At 45.0% G+C, this 16,841-nt stretch carries 18 protein-coding genes; 8 read left to right on the top strand and 10 right to left on the bottom strand.

What is annotated here, in order from left to right; translation table 11 throughout:
* Positions 1–193: 193 nt before the first annotated feature.
* From HYN59_RS10765 to HYN59_RS10780, 4 genes are all read right to left on the bottom strand, one after another.
* Complete coding sequence (locus HYN59_RS10765; protein ID WP_108778264.1) at positions 194–1,249, bottom strand: S41 family peptidase; 1,056 nt, start codon at positions 1,247–1,249, stop codon at positions 194–196.
* A gap of 49 nt (positions 1,250–1,298) precedes the next feature.
* Positions 1,299–1,727 (bottom strand): MarR family winged helix-turn-helix transcriptional regulator, encoded by a 429-nt coding sequence (locus HYN59_RS10770; protein WP_108778265.1) that lies wholly within the window; start codon positions 1,725–1,727, stop codon positions 1,299–1,301.
* A gap of 144 nt (positions 1,728–1,871) precedes the next feature.
* Positions 1,872–2,522 carry a DUF1579 domain-containing protein gene (locus HYN59_RS10775; RefSeq protein WP_108778266.1) on the bottom strand — a complete coding sequence of 217 codons (651 nt, stop codon included), beginning with the start codon at positions 2,520–2,522 and terminating at the stop codon, positions 1,872–1,874.
* Between the two features lie 107 nt (positions 2,523–2,629).
* Positions 2,630–4,216, bottom strand: coding sequence for a hypothetical protein (locus HYN59_RS10780; protein ID WP_108778267.1), 1,587 nt, complete (start codon positions 4,214–4,216; stop codon positions 2,630–2,632).
* A gap of 212 nt (positions 4,217–4,428) precedes the next feature.
* On the opposite strand from HYN59_RS10780, the gene HYN59_RS10785 reads away from it, so the two are divergent.
* The 4 genes from HYN59_RS10785 (at position 4,429) to HYN59_RS10805 (ending at position 7,702) form a co-directional block, all read left to right on the top strand.
* Positions 4,429–4,863 carry a hotdog fold thioesterase gene (locus tag HYN59_RS10785; RefSeq protein ID WP_108778268.1) on the top strand — a complete coding sequence of 145 codons (435 nt, stop codon included), beginning with the start codon at positions 4,429–4,431 and terminating at the stop codon, positions 4,861–4,863.
* An 87-nt stretch (positions 4,864–4,950) separates the two neighbouring features.
* Positions 4,951–6,003 carry an isochorismate synthase gene (locus HYN59_RS10790; RefSeq protein WP_245895537.1) on the top strand — a complete coding sequence of 351 codons (1,053 nt, stop codon included), beginning with the start codon at positions 4,951–4,953 and terminating at the stop codon, positions 6,001–6,003.
* A 120-nt stretch (positions 6,004–6,123) separates the two neighbouring features.
* Positions 6,124–6,645: a C40 family peptidase gene (locus HYN59_RS10795; RefSeq protein ID WP_245895540.1), complete on the top strand. Its 522-nt coding sequence runs from the start codon at positions 6,124–6,126 to the stop codon at positions 6,643–6,645.
* A gap of 157 nt (positions 6,646–6,802) precedes the next feature.
* A complete protein-coding gene (locus HYN59_RS10805; RefSeq protein ID WP_108778270.1) occupies positions 6,803–7,702 on the top strand; it encodes an OmpA family protein in 900 nt (299 codons plus the stop codon).
* A 519-nt stretch (positions 7,703–8,221) separates the two neighbouring features.
* On the opposite strand, the gene HYN59_RS10815 is transcribed toward HYN59_RS10805, so the two are convergent.
* Entirely contained in the window at positions 8,222–8,464 is a 243-nt protein-coding gene (locus tag HYN59_RS10815; RefSeq protein ID WP_108778271.1) for a hypothetical protein, read from the bottom strand.
* Between the two features lie 130 nt (positions 8,465–8,594).
* On the opposite strand from HYN59_RS10815, the gene HYN59_RS10820 reads away from it, so the two are divergent.
* The 3 genes from HYN59_RS10820 (at position 8,595) to HYN59_RS10830 (ending at position 11,093) form a co-directional block, all read left to right on the top strand.
* Complete coding sequence (locus HYN59_RS10820) at positions 8,595–9,773, top strand: AIR synthase related protein (RefSeq protein WP_108778272.1); 1,179 nt, start codon at positions 8,595–8,597, stop codon at positions 9,771–9,773.
* A 145-nt stretch (positions 9,774–9,918) separates the two neighbouring features.
* Positions 9,919–10,650, top strand: coding sequence for a YqjF family protein (locus HYN59_RS10825; RefSeq protein ID WP_108778273.1), 732 nt, complete (start codon positions 9,919–9,921; stop codon positions 10,648–10,650).
* A 5-nt stretch (positions 10,651–10,655) separates the two neighbouring features.
* A complete protein-coding gene (locus tag HYN59_RS10830) occupies positions 10,656–11,093 on the top strand; it encodes a hypothetical protein (protein ID WP_108778274.1) in 438 nt (145 codons plus the stop codon).
* 72 nt (positions 11,094–11,165) lie between these two features.
* Here the strand turns inward: HYN59_RS10830 and HYN59_RS10835 are convergent, their stop codons facing one another.
* The 5 genes from HYN59_RS10835 to HYN59_RS10855 all read right to left on the bottom strand — a co-directional run bounded on the left by HYN59_RS10835 (position 11,166) and on the right by HYN59_RS10855 (position 15,103).
* Positions 11,166–12,260, bottom strand: a complete 1,095-nt coding sequence (locus tag HYN59_RS10835) for a peptidylprolyl isomerase (RefSeq protein WP_108778275.1) — start codon at positions 12,258–12,260, stop codon at positions 11,166–11,168.
* Between the two features lie 15 nt (positions 12,261–12,275).
* Complete coding sequence (gene gldI, locus HYN59_RS10840; protein ID WP_108778276.1) at positions 12,276–12,833, bottom strand: gliding motility-associated peptidyl-prolyl isomerase GldI; 558 nt, start codon at positions 12,831–12,833, stop codon at positions 12,276–12,278.
* A gap of 4 nt (positions 12,834–12,837) precedes the next feature.
* On the bottom strand, positions 12,838–13,851 hold the full coding sequence (locus HYN59_RS10845; RefSeq protein WP_108778277.1) for a DHH family phosphoesterase: 1,014 nt from the start codon (positions 13,849–13,851) through the stop codon (positions 12,838–12,840).
* 186 nt (positions 13,852–14,037) lie between these two features.
* Positions 14,038–14,814: a glycine-rich domain-containing protein gene (locus HYN59_RS10850; RefSeq protein WP_108778278.1), complete on the bottom strand. Its 777-nt coding sequence runs from the start codon at positions 14,812–14,814 to the stop codon at positions 14,038–14,040.
* Positions 14,815–14,893: 79 nt separating this feature from the next.
* Positions 14,894–15,103 carry an alkylphosphonate utilization protein gene (locus tag HYN59_RS10855; RefSeq protein WP_108779715.1) on the bottom strand — a complete coding sequence of 70 codons (210 nt, stop codon included), beginning with the start codon at positions 15,101–15,103 and terminating at the stop codon, positions 14,894–14,896.
* A 207-nt stretch (positions 15,104–15,310) separates the two neighbouring features.
* Between HYN59_RS10855 and guaA the strand changes: the two genes are divergently transcribed.
* Positions 15,311–16,840, top strand: coding sequence for a glutamine-hydrolyzing GMP synthase (gene guaA, locus HYN59_RS10860; protein WP_108778279.1), 1,530 nt, complete (start codon positions 15,311–15,313; stop codon positions 16,838–16,840).
* The last annotated feature ends 1 nt before the right edge of the window (position 16,841 follow it).

The following is a 16,841-nucleotide window of genomic DNA, read 5'->3' on the forward strand; positions in this document are numbered from 1 at the left end:
ATTGTTTAAATCCTGAATTATGGTTTACCAGTTTACAGTGATTTATATCCGATCGTTAATTTGTTATTTATCTTAGTATTAAGATAAAAAAGTTGGGATCCCCGGCAGATTACATTCGGATCTGTGTGCTGCCAACAACAAAAAAAACGCCGCAGGACTGCACCCACGACGTTCCTCAATATATAAACCTAACCTATTTTTTCGCTACTGTTTCCATATTGCTTTGATAATAACTCTTGCTCTCCTCATCAAGGGCAGTTTCCAATAATTTTTCCAGAGCCATGACGTGCGCTTTTTTCAGGGCATCGGCAGCAGGTACCGCTACCTCCGGTTTTACTCCGGTGCCCTCCCAATTGGTTTTCGTAATAGGGTTGATGGCACGCCCATCGGGGATAAAGGCATAGAACCCGTTACCCAGGTCTACAGTGCCGCCCGGGTTGGCCCCGCCACCTGTTGTTTCGCCTACAAGGGTTGCGCGGTTTTGCGTTTGCAGGTCGTAGGCAAGCTCTTCGCCACCCGAGAATGTTTGGGATGAGGTAAGCACGTATACCGGCTTGTTGATGTATTTTTTGCCTTTCACAGGAATGGTCCAGTATTCGGTTGTTTCGTTGCCTTTGCGGTAATACAGGTCATTAATATGCACCGGCGCATCGCCAAAGAAATAACTTGCCACATACTGTACCAGTTCCGGCTCCCCGCCATGGTTCTCGCGCAGGTCTATGATGAGCGCCTCGGTATTGGCGAGGTACATCATGGCGCCTGTTACGGTTTCGCCGACTTTGTCCACCGGGCCAAAACCGTCAATTTTCAGGTAGCCTACATTGCCTTCCAGTATGTCCAATTTCGGGAAGCCGAGGTTGACACGCCCCATACGCCTCATGAATTGTTCTTCCCGTGCTTTCTCAGCGGCTTCATCCTGCGGTCCCGACGGCATGTCCGGATTGTACCAAACGCCGAGATGCTTGTCTTTTACGATTTCCCTCAGCTGATTTTTAAGTGTTTCTGCAAGTTCTTTCGGATCGCTGATCTTCGAATACGCACCTTTTTTCTGGTATTCACGTATCTTTATTTCGGCTGTTTTGGCTACTTCCGGAAAAATGTAGGTGTCATTAAGCTGCTTTATAAGCGAATTGATAACTGCATTCGTAGTGGCCTTATCAAGGGTTTTCGTTCTTTGGGAATGTACTTTCTGGGTAATAAGTAGTGTCAGCATGACTACCGCCGATGCCAGTAAAAATTGTTTTTTCATGATTGTCCGTTTTTTGATTGATGATTGATATAATTTGATTGATAATTGACTATGTTACATTTTCTGTTATTTTCGAAAGCACTTCCTGGACTATTTTAATATCGCCCTCACTGATGCCCTGCAAGGCCTGCTTTCTGTTGGCGTTCACATATGGCTGCATTTTTTCAATGACATCTTCTCCTTTTTCAGTGAGTGTTATCTTAAAGCGCCTCCTGTCTGCCGAATGTAATTCGCGCGACAGGTAGCCTTTTTGCACCAACAGCTCTATCATCCGGGTTATGGATGCCACGTCTTTAAATACCGCTGCTGCTATCTGCTGTTGTGATGCTAAGCTGTCCTGTTCGATAGCCTTTAGCACCAGCCATTGGTCTATGGTTATAGTAAATCCTGCTTCTTTCAGCCGCTTTTGGGCAAACTGCCTGTAGCTTTTAATCGACTTATCTATGGTGTAGAAGATAATACTGTTTAGATTCTCCATCTTATTTATTTGATGCAAATATAATTGATATATCAATATATTTAAAATAAATACCTAATTTTTTTTGCATTGAATAGTAATAGGTGTAAAGCCCATAAAAAAATCCGGCATATAGCCGGATTTAATGTGTATTTGAGCAGGTATTTATTTCCGCTTCATTACTATTTCCATGCTCTTATATTCTTTTCCATCTTTGGTGTCGAACATTTCCATAGTGCGGGTATTGGCATCTACCATGGTGTAGGCTTCCCTGTAAGGCCTTTTTTTGCCGGTAGTGCAGTCAACCATTTCGCCCCTGAGGTTTATAGCTTTTGTTGCTTCATCGTAGGTCCCCGTGCTTACCATCATCCCGGTACCCATATTATCAATAAAAGTCGATGTAATTTCGTTATTTGCATTGTTGTAGGCCATTGTAGATTTTCCCTCAAAAGGCTGCCCCATCATAGTGCCTTTGTATGTGGCTTCCTGATAACGCCCGCCCAGTACCATCTTTATTTCAGCTACCGATGTAGATTTCTCCGGTTTTCCGTTCGGTTCCATCCAGAAGGTCATTTCGCAATTCCATGTGCCCACTTCGTCGGCCATCATTTTTTGTCCGCTACCAGGTGTGGCATATTTTTTCCAGGCTTCCTGCATTGCCACCGAGTCCATTGGCTTTTCAGGAGCCACTTCCTCAGCAGGGGTTACAGAGTCGGTTTTAGCAGTAACATCGGTTTCAGTTTCAGTCTTTGTTTCTTTTTTACAAGAAGCAAGGCATAGCGCAAGCACAGCCATCGATAGTAATACTTTTTTCATAATTGTTTGGTTTTAAAGTTTGTAAGGCTAAAATTATGAAATTTTATACAGAAAAACAAGACGTAAAAAATCCGGCACATGACCGGATAATATGTTTAATGTACTGTTTAATCTTCTGGGGCAACCTGGCTTTCATACGCCCCGATATCGGCGGGAATGAGCCTCGATTGGTTGGCTATGTCAAACGGTATTTGTGCAGCAATCGCACCGTCGGCGGCATTTTCGGCACCGCTCGGGCTGGCCTCGTCTTTTGTTATGCGCAGGTCATTTTTATTCGGGTCAAAGAATTTAGGGTTGTGCTCCGACGAATTGTTCGCCCGTATGCATTGGGTATAAAACACGGGGTCGGCCTCCGTACTGGCATCAAATTTATAAAATGCATTATTCGTATACTGGTTGCTGAAATCGCTGAACTTGATAAGGCAGTGGTTAAGCACGGTTTTAAAGGTTACGTCATCGCCACTATGTTTCTCGAAATAAATACCATAATTGGAAGAGCCATACAGTATACAGTTGTCGAAACGCGCATCTACAGCCGATAAGTATTCGGTAGTTTCGGTTCTTAAAAAATCGGTTACCACCACCGGCCTTTGGTTATAATTATTAGAGTAATTGGCAAATGTACAGTGCCTGAAACGATAGGTGCCGCCAAAAGTACAGGCCAGTGACGATTCGCCTGCATTATTCATAACAAGGTTATCACCGTTTATGACGGCCCGCCGTCCGAGCAGCCCTATATTGGAGCAATTGTATATCTGTGAGTCGGTGATATCTAATTTTACGATACTAGCTTCTTCAGGATCTACGTGCTGCACCAGTATTCCAACAGCTGCGTTCTTCAGCGTAAGGTGTCTTATCGTATTTGCATTGCCCGACATTACCAGTACAGCGCCCCATTGTCCGGGAGCATCCTCGAATTCAGGTTCCAGCCTGTCTCCCTGAAAAATCACCTCATTTTCATGTAATTCTGAGTCGGTTGAAGGCAAGCCGTTGATTTTCAGCGTACCGTTATTATCTACTATTATTCCCGAATCGGCATGAAAATGTACCCTTGCACCTGCATCAATGTTCAGCGTACTGCCATTGGGCACCTGTGCGTAACCGTAGACGACATAAGGTTTTGCGTTCGTCCAGTGCAATTCCTCCGGAGTCTGCAGTTTGTGGCCTAAAATATCGGATTCCATGCCATTTATAGTGAGTACTTCTTTGGCATCTGTAGGCAGCGGCCTGTCCGGTTTAATAAATATTGCATCCTGCACCAGCGTTACAAGCTCTACCTTTTGCTCGTTGGCGCCGGTATCAAAGAAAATCTTGTCGTTGTATAAAAAAGTAGTAGTATTATTGGCGTATTCATTATAGTCGATGGTCGTTTCTATGAAAACGAACATACTGTCTTTTGCCAGCAGCTCCACATCATTGAATACTTTTCCCGGCATCCCGTCGACCATCAGGCGGTATTTTGAAGCTTCGCCTTCGCCAAGACGTATGCTCGGAATCTTGATATCCTTATTGCTTCGGTTGTATACTTTCAGGGTATAGGTGCTCGATCCTATGTTGGTGAATACCGTGTCAAGGTAAACGGTATCTTTTGAGAATTCGAGGCTTCCGGTGCTGCGCTCGAACTCGAAGTCGTTGCGGCAGGAGGTTAGCGAGATGGCAAAGCCTATAAAGAGTAATAGTAAGATTCGGCGCATAGCGGGAACAATTTTTGGTAAAAGTAGCTAATTCCGTTTAATATTTAAAAACGATGTAGTACTAACGCAGGATTAACGATTTTAGTTTATGGTTGTCGGAAGTCTGAGGTCGGAAGTCGGATGCCTTTACGTCACATCGGACTTCCGACTTCGGACATAATCTTCAATACTTCGGACATCTTTACTATATTTACGGTTCCAAAATCAACACTATGTCCTTCGATAAAGAAAAGGCGCTGAAAATGTGCAACGACTTCGCTAAGAATACCCTCATGGAAACCCTGGAAATTGTGTATACCGATGCCGGCGAAGGTTTCCTCGAAGCCAAAATGCCGGTGAATTCCCGTGTACACCAACCGATGGGCCTGCTGCACGGCGGCGCCACGGTAGCATTGGCAGAAAGCGTAGGCAGTGCGGCATCGCTCCTTTTTGTCAACCCTGAATTGCAGGAGGTACGCGGTATCGAGATATCAGCCAATCACCTGCGCAGCAAGCGCGATGGCATTGTTACGGGTACTGCAAGGATCGTCCATAAAGGGAGAAGCCTGCACCTGTGGGAAATAAGGGTGACCGATGAACAGGACAGGCTGATATCGCTTTGTAAGATCACGAATATGGTATTACCAAAAAGAGCCCCTAAAGAGTAGTTTTCAGTCGCAGTTTTCAGTCCAATAGCGACCTAAATTTGCACCATGGCTGGCAGTCTAAAAATCTAACAATCCAAAAATCTACACTTGACAGCACTTCTTTCCAAAATAAATTCCCACCTCGCAGCAAAGATTCCGTTCGCAGTATATGGCAAGCCGGGCGGGACTATAGTGACCGGTGTTTTCCAAAAGAAGCCGGGTATGCATTACCTGGAGGACTACAGCAACAGCGGATTTGTATTTGCGCCTTTTGCGGATGGTAAACGTATTTTTATTCCCGAAAACCTGGCTGAGATCATAGTTACTGATTCTGTACAGGGGCAAACGGTAGAGGAGCCTGCGCGTCCTTACATTGATAAAGAAGCACAAACTGCCTTTGAAGCGCTTGTTGCCAAAAGTGTAGCGGCTATAAAAACAGAGGATTTTGAAAAGCTGGTATGCTCGCGTACAGAAGCCGTTCCCGTCAATAACGATGTTATAACTATTTATACGAAGCTGTTTTCGGCTTATCCTAACGCTTTCCGGTATTGCTTTTACTCACCCGAAACGGGTTTGTGGATGGGTGCAACACCGGAACAGCTGCTCAAATCGGACGGGAAAGAGATCCGTACAGTTGCCCTTGCCGGCACCCAAACGTATAAGGAGACAGAGAATGTCGTTTGGGAAAGCAAGGAGCAGCAGGAGCAGCAATTTGTTACCGACTTTATACTGGGCGAACTCGAAGGCCTTGTATCTGATATTTCAACCAATGGGCCCTACACCTTCAGGGCGGGAAATATTGTACACATTAAGACAGATATTTTAGGTAAGCTGAATAATTGCGGGGATATTGGTAAAATCATCAACGCCCTTCATCCGACGCCAGCAGTTTGCGGGTTGCCGAAAAAAGATGCCCAACAGTTCCTTTTACAAAATGAAGGCTATGACCGCGAATATTATTCCGGTTTCCTGGGTGAGCTCAACACCGATCTTGCTACAGGATTTCCCGATACCGACCTCTTTGTTAACCTGCGTTGTATGAAGATCGATGGTGATACAGCACGGCTCTTCATCGGATGCGGCATCACCAAAGACAGCGATCCCAAAAAGGAATTTATTGAGACTGTGAATAAGAGTATGACCATGCGGAGGGTGCTTTGATTTATTTATAAACCCCAAAGGTTTTTAAAACCTTTGGGGTTAGAGCCGACCTATTAAACTCACGTTAAAGCATTCCCCGGACTGTAACGTAATTATTAACTTGCCTTTTAAAGCTTTTATATGAAGTTATTAGCCATACCTTTTTTCGCACTGATGTTTTTGGCATGTGCTAAAGAAAAGCCCAAACCTATTGTGGTCCAAACCCCGGTTGTTGAAAATACCGAAAACCAGGACGAAGAGATAAAGCGAGCCGAGATCATTGCTTTCGCTAAAAAATATATGGGCACGTCCTATTGCTATGCGTCTTCCGACCCGAAAAAAGGATTCGACTGTTCCGGTTTTGTGAATTTCGTGTTCGATAATTTTGGCATCGACCTGCCACGCAGTTCATCAGGGTTCGCGAATATCGGCAGGACATTAAAGCCGGAAGAATTCCAAATAGGGGATGTATTGGTATTCTACGGCTACCGCGATACGAAGTCGATTGGCCATGTGGGTATTATTTGCGAAGCCAATGGTATGAAGTCTAAATTCATACATGCCTCCTCAGGTAAAGAAATGGCGGTTACAATCAGCGAGCTGGGTTCCGAAATGTACACGCGCCGGTATTATAAATGTGTTGATGTAATTAGCGGGAAGTAAGTTTTCAGCCTGCCTGTAGTAAAAGGAAGGTCGAAATGCGGCATTTTGTTGTTATGCTTCTCGACTGCGCTCGAAGTGACAACGGTTATATCATACTCATTACTAAATTTCATAATAAATAATTCCCTATTTTCGTTTACATAAACAAAAACCATCTATGAAAAAGCTGTTCTCATTCGCTCTACTTTTCCTTTTGCCGTTAACGCTTGCTGCGCAGGAGCAATTCTCCGTGTATTTCGATACCAATAAGGATGATCTAACCAAAGCCCAGCAGCAGCGTCTGACCGAATGGATCGCGGCCAATAAGGGCTCAAAGATACTTGCGATCAACGGCTACACTGATGAGGATGGAAGCATAGGGCTGAACGACTCGCTTGCGCAGCGCAGGGTACTGACCGTGTTCGCACAGACAAAAGGCAAGGTGAACACCCGTGAGGATTTCAGGACGCGTAGTTTCGGCAAGCTCCATAAGATGTCGCCCGTAAAGGCAGAGAACCGTAAAGTGACGTTGTATTACCTTCAGGAAAAAGACCTTGCCAAAGAAAATGAAATACTCGGCATTACCGAAGCACCCAAAGAACCGGTTAAGCCAAAAGTAAAAGAAGTTGTGGAATATCCTTCGGAGATCACGGTGCATAATCCAGATGGCAAGGAGGAAACCCTGAAGCTGGACGTGGCCTTTATGAAGAAAGTAGGCGACGGTAAGCCGGGCGATGTGATCGTAATCAACAATCTGAATTTTTACGAGAATACGTTTGCCGTGGTAAGGGAGTCGAGGTACCGAATGTTTGAGCTGCTGGAGACTATGCGCGCCAACCCTTACCTTAAAATAAAACTGCAGGGCCATGTGTGCTGCATGAAAGCCGACCGCCAGGACCTGTCTAACAAAAGGGCCAAAGCCATTATGCAATTCCTCAATACCAATGGCATTGAAAAGAACCGCCTGACTTTTGAAGGCTTTGGCGTATCAAAGCCCCTGTTCCCGATACCTGAAAAAAGCGCCGAAGAAGCTGCTGCTAACAGGAGGGTAGAGATATTGATCGTGGAGAATCCTTAGGAAGTTGATTTGTTGATGCGGTAATTTGCTGATTTTATAGTAAACACATTTGTTATTATAGTTACCGTAAAGTTCCATAGTATAAGCAGTACTCAATATACCAGATTTATTGGTTTGGTTACTAAAGATAATGAGAGTGCTGGGGAATATTGTGCGTTTAAAATTATCTATAAGTACATTATAAGTGAAGTCATTAATCAGGAAGTGTATGTGCTAAGGCGTCGATTCAATTTCTGTGGATTTTGACGGGTATCAAAAACGTTTGAAATTAAAACCATTTTATAAATAGAATCTATCCAATATATAATTTTATAATTTTTATATAAAAGGTAACGAAACTCCTGAACCCGATCAGATAAATTTGTTTCAATCTGACCGGATAATGCATTTTTATCAAGGTCTAATGTAACTTCAACTATACCATCCACCAGATTGGCGCAACCCTTATGCTTGCTTTGAATACATAATAATTGAAGATATCTTCAAGTTTATTTTCTGCAAATTGTGTCCAGTAAACCGTTAGCCCCATTTTTTGATTTTATCTCTTAGGTCTGAAGCTTTGGTAATTCTTCCGCTTTGTGCATCTTCAATTGACTGGTCTGTTTCTGTATTTAGCTGCTCCAATGACATTGGGGACATATTTCTCTCTGTCAATTCTGCCTTACTGGTATGCATGAATTTTTCAAGCGCGCTTATAATTTCCTCATTTTGGAGCCTGAGAAATTCCTGTACGAACGTTATTTTTCTTGCTTCTAAGTCCATAATGTAATCTCTTTGCCCAAATGTACAAAATTTGAATTAGTTTTAATATCCCCCTTCTATTCAATAAACAATACCCAATAAAAAATAATAATTCCCCTTATCTTTGCCCCAACAACACAAACTACACTACATGAGTTCTGATACCAGCAAACGCTATAGCCAGCGCGGTGTTTCGGCTTCCAAGGAAGACGTTCATAACGCCATAAAGAATATCGACAAAGGCCTTTTCCCGAAAGCTTTCTGCAAAATCGTGCCCGACTACCTTATCGGCGACAACGACTACTGCCTCATCATGCATGCCGACGGCGCAGGCACCAAATCGTCCCTTGCGTATATGTACTGGAAGGAGACAGGTGATATATCGGTATGGAAAGGCATTGCACAGGATGCGCTTATCATGAACATAGACGACCTGCTTTGTGTAGGCGCTGTCGATAATATTATGCTGTCGTCAACCATTGGCAGGAATAAGAATTTAGTTCCCGGCGAAGTGATTTCGGCTATCATCAACGGTACCGAAGAGCTTATTGAAGAACTGAAAGGCTTTGGTGTGACTATCCATTCCACTGGGGGTGAGACCGCCGATGTAGGCGACCTTGTGCGCACTATAATCGTAGACTCTACCGTTACCGCACGCATGAAACGCAGCGATGTGATCGACAATGCGAATATCCGCCCCGGCGATGTTATTGTGGGACTTGCTTCCTTTGGGCAGGCTTCTTACGAAAAAAGCTATAATGGCGGTATGGGCAGCAACGGGCTTACCTCGGCGCGCCATGATGTGTTCGACAACTATCTTGCCCAGAAATACCCGGAAAGCTTTGATGCGGCAGTACCGGCCGACCTCGTATATTCCGGGAAAACAAAACTGACCGATGCTGTGGAAGGCAGCCCCATAGATGCAGGCCAACTGGTGCTTTCGCCTACGCGGACATACGCCCCGATCATCAAAAAGATCTTAGATAAATATACGCCTGCCGATATCCACGGGATGGTGCATTGCAGTGGCGGCGCACAGACTAAAGTCCTGCACTTTGTAGATAATGTGCATGTGGTAAAAGACAACCTGTTCCCGGTTCCGCCACTATTTAGGCTGATACAGGAACAAAGCGGCACGGACTGGAAAGAGATGTACCAGGTATTCAATTGCGGCCACAGGATGGAGCTTTACGTTCCTGAGAGTATTGCAGAAGATATCATAACCATCTCAAAATCGTTTAATATCGATGCCCGGATTGTGGGAAGAGTAGAGCAGTCTGATATTAAAAAGCTGACTATAAAAAGCGAATACGGTATTTTTGAATATTAATTTTTTTGGAATGCGGATGACGCGGATTTTGACGGATGGGCGCGGATTTTTTATATGCGTATAAATTCAATTAAAATGTATAATTAGGACTGATTCCACTAATTTTATAATTCGTGATAATTAGTATAATTCGTGGCTAAATACTATGCAGGCAAAAAAACGCACCTTCCTCGATGCCCAGTGGCGCAAGCTCATCATGATCAACTATGCTGTTGATCCGGACAGCCTCAAAAAGCACCTGCCTTTTGAAACCGAGATCGACCTGTGGAACGGTACCTGCTATGTGAGCCTTGTGGGGTTCATGTTCGTCGACACCAAAATGCTTGGCCTGCGTATCCCTTTCCATATTAATTTTGAGGAGATCAACCTGCGTTTTTACGTGAAGTATAAAGATACCGAAGGTTACAAAAGGGGAGTGGTGTTCATTAAGGAGATCGTACCCCAGCCGGCACTGACCTTTGTGGCCAACCTGTTGTACAATGAGAACTATGAAACCATGAAAACCCGCCATTCCTGGGTGGAAAGTGATGACAGCCTCACAGTGGAATATGGCTGGCGAAAAGGGGACTGGCATACCATAAAAGTTGTATCCGATAAGACCACGGTTGATATAAAGCCTGAAAGCGAGGAGGAGTTCATCACTGAGCATTTCTGGGGTTATACGAAAATCAATGATAAAGTAACTTCAGAATATGAGGTGGCCCACCCGCGCTGGCAAATCTACCCTGTGAAAAGCCACGAGGTAAATGTTGATTTCGAAAAAGTATATGGCAGTGATTTTGCTTTCCTCCAAGGCGAAAAGCCTGTATCTGTTTACCTTGCCGAGGGCTCTGAAATACTGGTAAAGCAGGGCAGGAAAATAAAAATAAAAAAATAACAATTATGAAAATAGAACTGAAAAACGGGATGGGCGGATTGCTCTTCGGGATGAAGGAAAAAGACGTAAAGGCACTCTATGGCGAACCCGACAGGAAATACAAGGATGAAGACACCAATGTTGTTTATGTATACAATGACAAAAAGCTCCGGCTGACGTTTTATCAGGATGAGGATTTCAGGCTGGGCTACCTGATAACAGCTAACCCAAATGCCGAACTATTTTCGGGTAAAGTGATTGGCGAAAAATGGAAACAGGTTGAAAAGCAACTGGAAGGGAAGGGCATAAAGTCATTCGAAAAGGAAAACTTTGATACGGTTGATAATCATTTCAACGAAGCTAACTGGGTGATATTCCAAACCGAATTTGGCGAGGTGGTAAAGATAGAAATGGGTGCGATCATCAATGCGAAGGATGAGTTCGATTGGAAGTTTAAGGGATAAATTATTCAACCTGAAAATACTGTAACAAAAAGGGACTCCTCGCGGAATCCCTTTTTTTTATTTCTTCAGCTGTTATTTCGTTGGCATTGTGCCATACATCTCAAGCTCAAACACCACATTGGCATTCGGCGTAATGCCGCCCCTTGGAGCTCCTGCTTCGCCCCATGCAAGGTGCGACGGGATGAAAAGGATTACTTTATCGCCCGGTGCCATTAGCTCAAGGCCTTCGATAAAGCCGGGTATCATACCTGTTTTTGTGCCTGTTTTAAAAGGCATTGGCTTGTAAGCGCCGGCTGCATCTTTCTGCTGGATGTAGTTGTTCATGTCTTTGGCTACCTGGGCAATGCTCGAATCGAAAAGGAAACCGTTCTCAAGGTATCCTGAATAATCCAGGTAAACCTCTGTTCCGTCAGCAGCTTTTGCGCCGTTACCTTTTTTCAGGAATTTATAATAAAGGCCCGAAGCGGTTTTAGTGGCAGTTGCTTTTTCTTTGGCAAAATAGGCAGCTTTTTCAGCTTTTACCTTTTCTATTGCCTCCTCTTTTTTCTTCTGCTCGGCTGCCGCTTTTGTGTAATATTCCTTAAATACTTTAGGGGCATCGAATTTCTTGGCTTCTTTTCCTACACGGATTATTTTTATGGTCTCCATGGTGTCGCCCTGTGCAATACTGTTCACTACGTCCATGCCCTGTACCACATGCCCGAAAACGGTGTGGATACCGTCAAGGTGCGGCGTTGGTACGTGTGTGATAAAGAACTGGCTGCCGTTGGTAGCTTTACCGGCATTGGCCATCGAAAGGATACCTGGCTTGTCGTGCTTAAGGTCTGTGATCTCGTCGGCGAACTTGTAGCCCGGCCCGCCAGAGCCATCGCCTTTAGGGTCACCGCCCTGGATCATAAAATTGCTGATCACGCGGTGCCATTTCAGGCCGTTGTAAAAAGGCTTCCCTTTAAGGTCGGCCGATACCATGTCGTTCTTGCCTTCGGCAAGGCTAACGAAGTTGGCTACTGTAAGGGGTGTTTTCTGGTATTCAAGCTGTACTACTATAACACCTTTATTGGTAGTTATTTCAGCATATAGCCCGTCGCCCAGTTCGGCAGGCGGAGGTGTGTTGGTGTTCTTGCACGAGAAAAACAGTGCAACTAAGCTTAAAAAAAGACTTGTCATTGGTTTCATTATTAATTAATTCTGCTTTACTTCCTGTTCTGTTTTGATATCATTCAGCGTCACGGTGCATATAAGTGGCTCGTTGGTGCCGATCTTATTGTTGTCCCCGTGGTAGCCAAACCCCATGTGCGATGGGAAAAGGAACGTTACTTTTTCGCCCTCGTTCATCAGCTTGATGCCGTCACGAAGCCCCATCATAATGTTTTGCTTGTCAACATAATACACCTGTGGGCGCAGTTCGGTCTCGCTGTAAATGATATTGCCTTTTATGTCTTTGATCTCATAGTCAAAATAGGCCACATCGCCGCGTTTCGGGGTAATGGTATCGGTGGTGTTCTCAATATCGTAATGGTACCAGTAACCCTTGGCTGAAGCGATATATTTGATCTTAGGGTCGCTTTTTATGATAGAGTCTATCTGCGATTCTTCATTGGCCACCAGCTTTTTGTTGCGCTCTATGGATTCTTTCATAAAGGTGCCGGAAGTCCTGTTCAAAGGCTGCCTGGCCTGCTGCTGCGAGCAGCCGGTAATCAATGCTCCCATGAGGAGCAGTAATGCTATTATCTTCTTCATTATATCAGTCAATTTTCGTGTGCGCTAAAATAGCAATAAATTTCTTTATGGTAGCTTCCAGTGACTCAGTACTTTTTCCGCCGGCTGCATTAATGTGCCCGCCGCCGCTAAAATGGTCCCTCGCAAATTGGTTCACATCGAAATCCCCTTTCGAGCGGAAGGATATCTTTATGATTCCTTCTTCCTTATTTTCGGTAAAGAACGCTGTGAACACGATGCCTTTCATGCTCAGCCCGTAATTGACAATGCCTTCGGTATCGCCTTTATTATGACCAAAGCTGTTCAGCTCGTCCTGGCTCAGTGAAGTGTAGGACGTTTTATATTCCGGTAATACTTTGAGGTTCTGCAAAGCCCTTGCCAGTATCTGTATGCGGGCGTGGGAATGGTTGTCGAACAGCAGGCTGTGAATCTCGCTATTATTTATGCCCAGGTCGATGAATTCGGCTGCCACCCTGTGTGTAGTGCCTGTAGTGAGCGGGTAACGGAAAGAGCCGGAATCGGTAACAATACCGGTATAGAGGCAGGTCGCCACAGTCTTGTTAAGGTACTCCTTTTCATCCAGCGCATTGATAAAATGGTACACCATCTCGCAGGTAGAGCCGTAATTGGTATCCGAAAATGTATAAGCCGCATAATCATCCGGTGCCTGGTGGTGGTCTATCATGATGAAAGGTACCGTAAGGCTTTTCAGCACGTTTTCCATCTGTTCGCCGATACGGCCCAGTGTGTTGAAATCGAGCGTAAAAACAAGTTCTGCTTCCTGCAATATTTTTGTAGCAGCATCATTTTGCCGTTCGAAAACGGTAACGGTATCTGCTCCGGGAAGCCAGGCGAGGAAATCAGGAAATTCATTTGGTGAAATTACATTGGCCTCATGGCCTTTTTGCTTCAGGAAATGGTAAAGGCCAAGGGTAGATCCCATAGCGTCGCCATCGGGATTTCTGTGGGGTATTATGGCAATCTTTTTGGGTGAGGCCAACAATTGCTTCACCGATGCAATATCTTCGGGTGTCATCATGCTGCGAATTTACATTTTTTTATTGGAAAGCCCAATAACAGTGCCAAAGGGGAAAATTCCAAATTTCAAAATAATAAATTCCAAAAAACAAGCTCCAAATCACAAAACAATCATGAACTCCTTAATTTCGGTCTCCGGTTTGTAATTTGTGTTTTGGGTTTTGGAATTTAACCAGTTATTGGAATTTCAATCCCCACAACCTCCACACCCGCTGCAGCCTGAACATCCGCTGCTGCAGCCACTATCGCCGTGTGAAGAGCACCCGCTGTGGCCGTGGCTGTCACCGGAGGCACAGGATGCAACACAACCGCCACCGCCGTTTCCACTGCTACCGCCACCTTTGTTATTACGGTTTCGTACAGCAGAAATGACAAAGGCGATTACGAAGATGATGATGAAAACATTTCCCGGCGATGCCTGTATGCATAATAAGCCAGAGGCAATCAGCGCCGTACGGATCGCGGTATCCCAAAAGAACCTGCCCGGCTTTGGTATCAGCCAGTTTTTATCGAGGTTTACCCTTTGGAAATTGATCTCGCTGAACCGCTCATCATTATCCTGCCAGATGTCCGAAGGGGGAGGGGCGCCGAATTTTTCAGTGTAAACTTCTTTGAGCGAGGTGTAACAGCCATCAAATTTCTGCTGTTCGCTCTTGCCGCCCTTGGTCGGGTTGTGGTGGATTTTCCGAGCGAGCGTGCTTTCGCAAAGATTATCCCAGTAAGATCTGGTGTACGTCAGGTGCAGGTGCCATGCCTGGTCTACCGGATCCGAAGGTGTGACCGGTGTGGGCGACACGCAGCACAGGAAAATGAATTTTTTGTACTCTTCGATCACACGCCCTGTGTAGTCAGTGTTCCAGCCATTCTCGCGGGCCAGTCTTTTCGCGAATGTCAATTGGGTTCCTTCACTGTCAAACCCGAACCTCTCGAGCTTGTCCCAAAGTTGTTTTTCAACTGTTGTCATTTTTGTTTTAAAGGTACTAAAAACAAGAAACGGCGGCCCATTTCGAGCCGCCGTTTCGTTCCATTGTTTTGTGCCTTTGTTACATTTTTTTCATGAACTCAGTCTTCAGCACGATCACACTGCCGCCAACCTTTCCTTCGATCTCTTTTACATCGTCAGTAAGCCTGATATTCTTAACTACCGTACCTCTTTTTATCACAGATGACAACCCTTTTACCTTCAGGTCTTTTATTACCGTTACGCTGTCGCCTTCCTTTAAAATATTACCGTTGCTGTCTTTTGTTTCCATGGCTATTATTGAATTTTTTTCTGGTACAAAGGTAATATTATAGATGATAAAGAAAATCATTTGGTAAGAATTACAAAAAATTCACCAATTCACTGTAAATTATAGTGATATGAGTAACTGTCATTAGTGTATTCGTAGTAAAAACATACATCACCTAAAAATCCAAAATCTATTTTCAAATTTCCACGGATTGTTTTACTTTTGCCCATGCAACACAACGTACTTATTTTAGACTTCGGGTCGCAATATACACAACTTATTGCGCGAAGGGTTCGCGAGCTGAATATCTTCTGCGAAATTTTCCCCTTCAATAACCCACCAACCGACCTTTCAACTTACAAAGCCGTGATCCTTTCGGGCAGCCCCTTTTCTGTAAGGGCTGAAGATGCACCGCATCCCGACCTGTCGCAAATCCGTGGTAAGCTGCCATTGCTGGCTGTTTGCTATGGTGCGCAGTACCTGGCCCACTTTCATGGCGGCGAAGTAGCACCAAGCAACATCCGCGAATATGGCCGTGCTAACCTGTCCTATATTAAGGAGGGTGAACCGTTCCTCGAAGGCGTTTCCGGCAACAGCCAGGTATGGATGAGCCACAGCGACACCATCAAGAAGCTTCCCTCTAATGCAGTAAGGCTCGCCAGTACAAAAGACGTGGAGAATGCCGCCTACAGGATTGAGGGCGAAACTACCTATGCGATACAATTCCACCCGGAAGTGTACCACTCTACCGACGGGGCAAAAATGCTGGAGAACTTCCTTGTGAAGATCGCTGAGGTACCGCAGAGCTTTACGCCAAATTCCTTTGTTGAGGATATTGTGGCCGAGCTTAAAGCTAAGATACAGGAGGATAAAGTGGTTTTAGGACTTTCCGGCGGGGTAGATTCTACCGTAGCAGCAGTGCTTCTTAATAAAGCCATCGGCAAAAACCTGTATTGTATTTTCGTGAATAACGGCCTTCTCCGCAAAGACGAATTCGAAAGTGTGCTCCATCAATATAAGGACATGGGGCTTAATGTAAAAGGCGTTGACGCTTCCGACAGATTCCTGTCGCAACTCGCAGGCATCGAAGACCCTGAAACGAAACGCAAAACCATTGGCCGTGTGTTCATCGAGGTTTTTGATGATGAGGCCAACCAGCTAACCGATGTAAAATGGCTGGCACAGGGAACGATATATCCAGATGTTATCGAATCGGTTTCCGTAAAAGGTCCATCGGCAACCATCAAGTCGCACCACAACGTTGGCGGCCTTCCTGACTTCATGAAGCTGCAGGTGGTAGAACCGTTGCGCATGCTTTTTAAGGATGAGGTGAGAAGGGTAGGATCCACTTTGGGCATCGACCCGGAACTGCTGGGCAGGCACCCGTTCCCCGGCCCGGGATTGTCTATCCGTATTTTAGGTGATATTACGCCGGAAAAAGTACGCATACTCCAGGAAGTAGACCACATTTTCATACAGGGGCTTAAAGACCATGGCTTATACAATAAAGTATGGCAGGCCGGAGCGATACTGCTTCCGGTGAATAGTGTGGGTGTTATGGGCGATGAGCGTACCTACGAAAAAGTAGTGGCGCTGCGTGCCGTGGAATCAACTGACGGCATGACTGCCGACTGGGTGCATCTTCCGTACGAATTCCTCATGAAGATATCTAATGAAATAATAAATAAGGTAAAAGGCGTAAACCGTGTCGTTTATGACATCAGTTCGAAGCCGCCTGCCACCATTGAGTGGGAATAAT

Origin of the sequence: Flavobacterium album (assembly GCF_003096035.1) — a bacterium.
GTDB lineage: Bacteria > Bacteroidota > Bacteroidia > Flavobacteriales > Flavobacteriaceae > Flavobacterium > Flavobacterium album.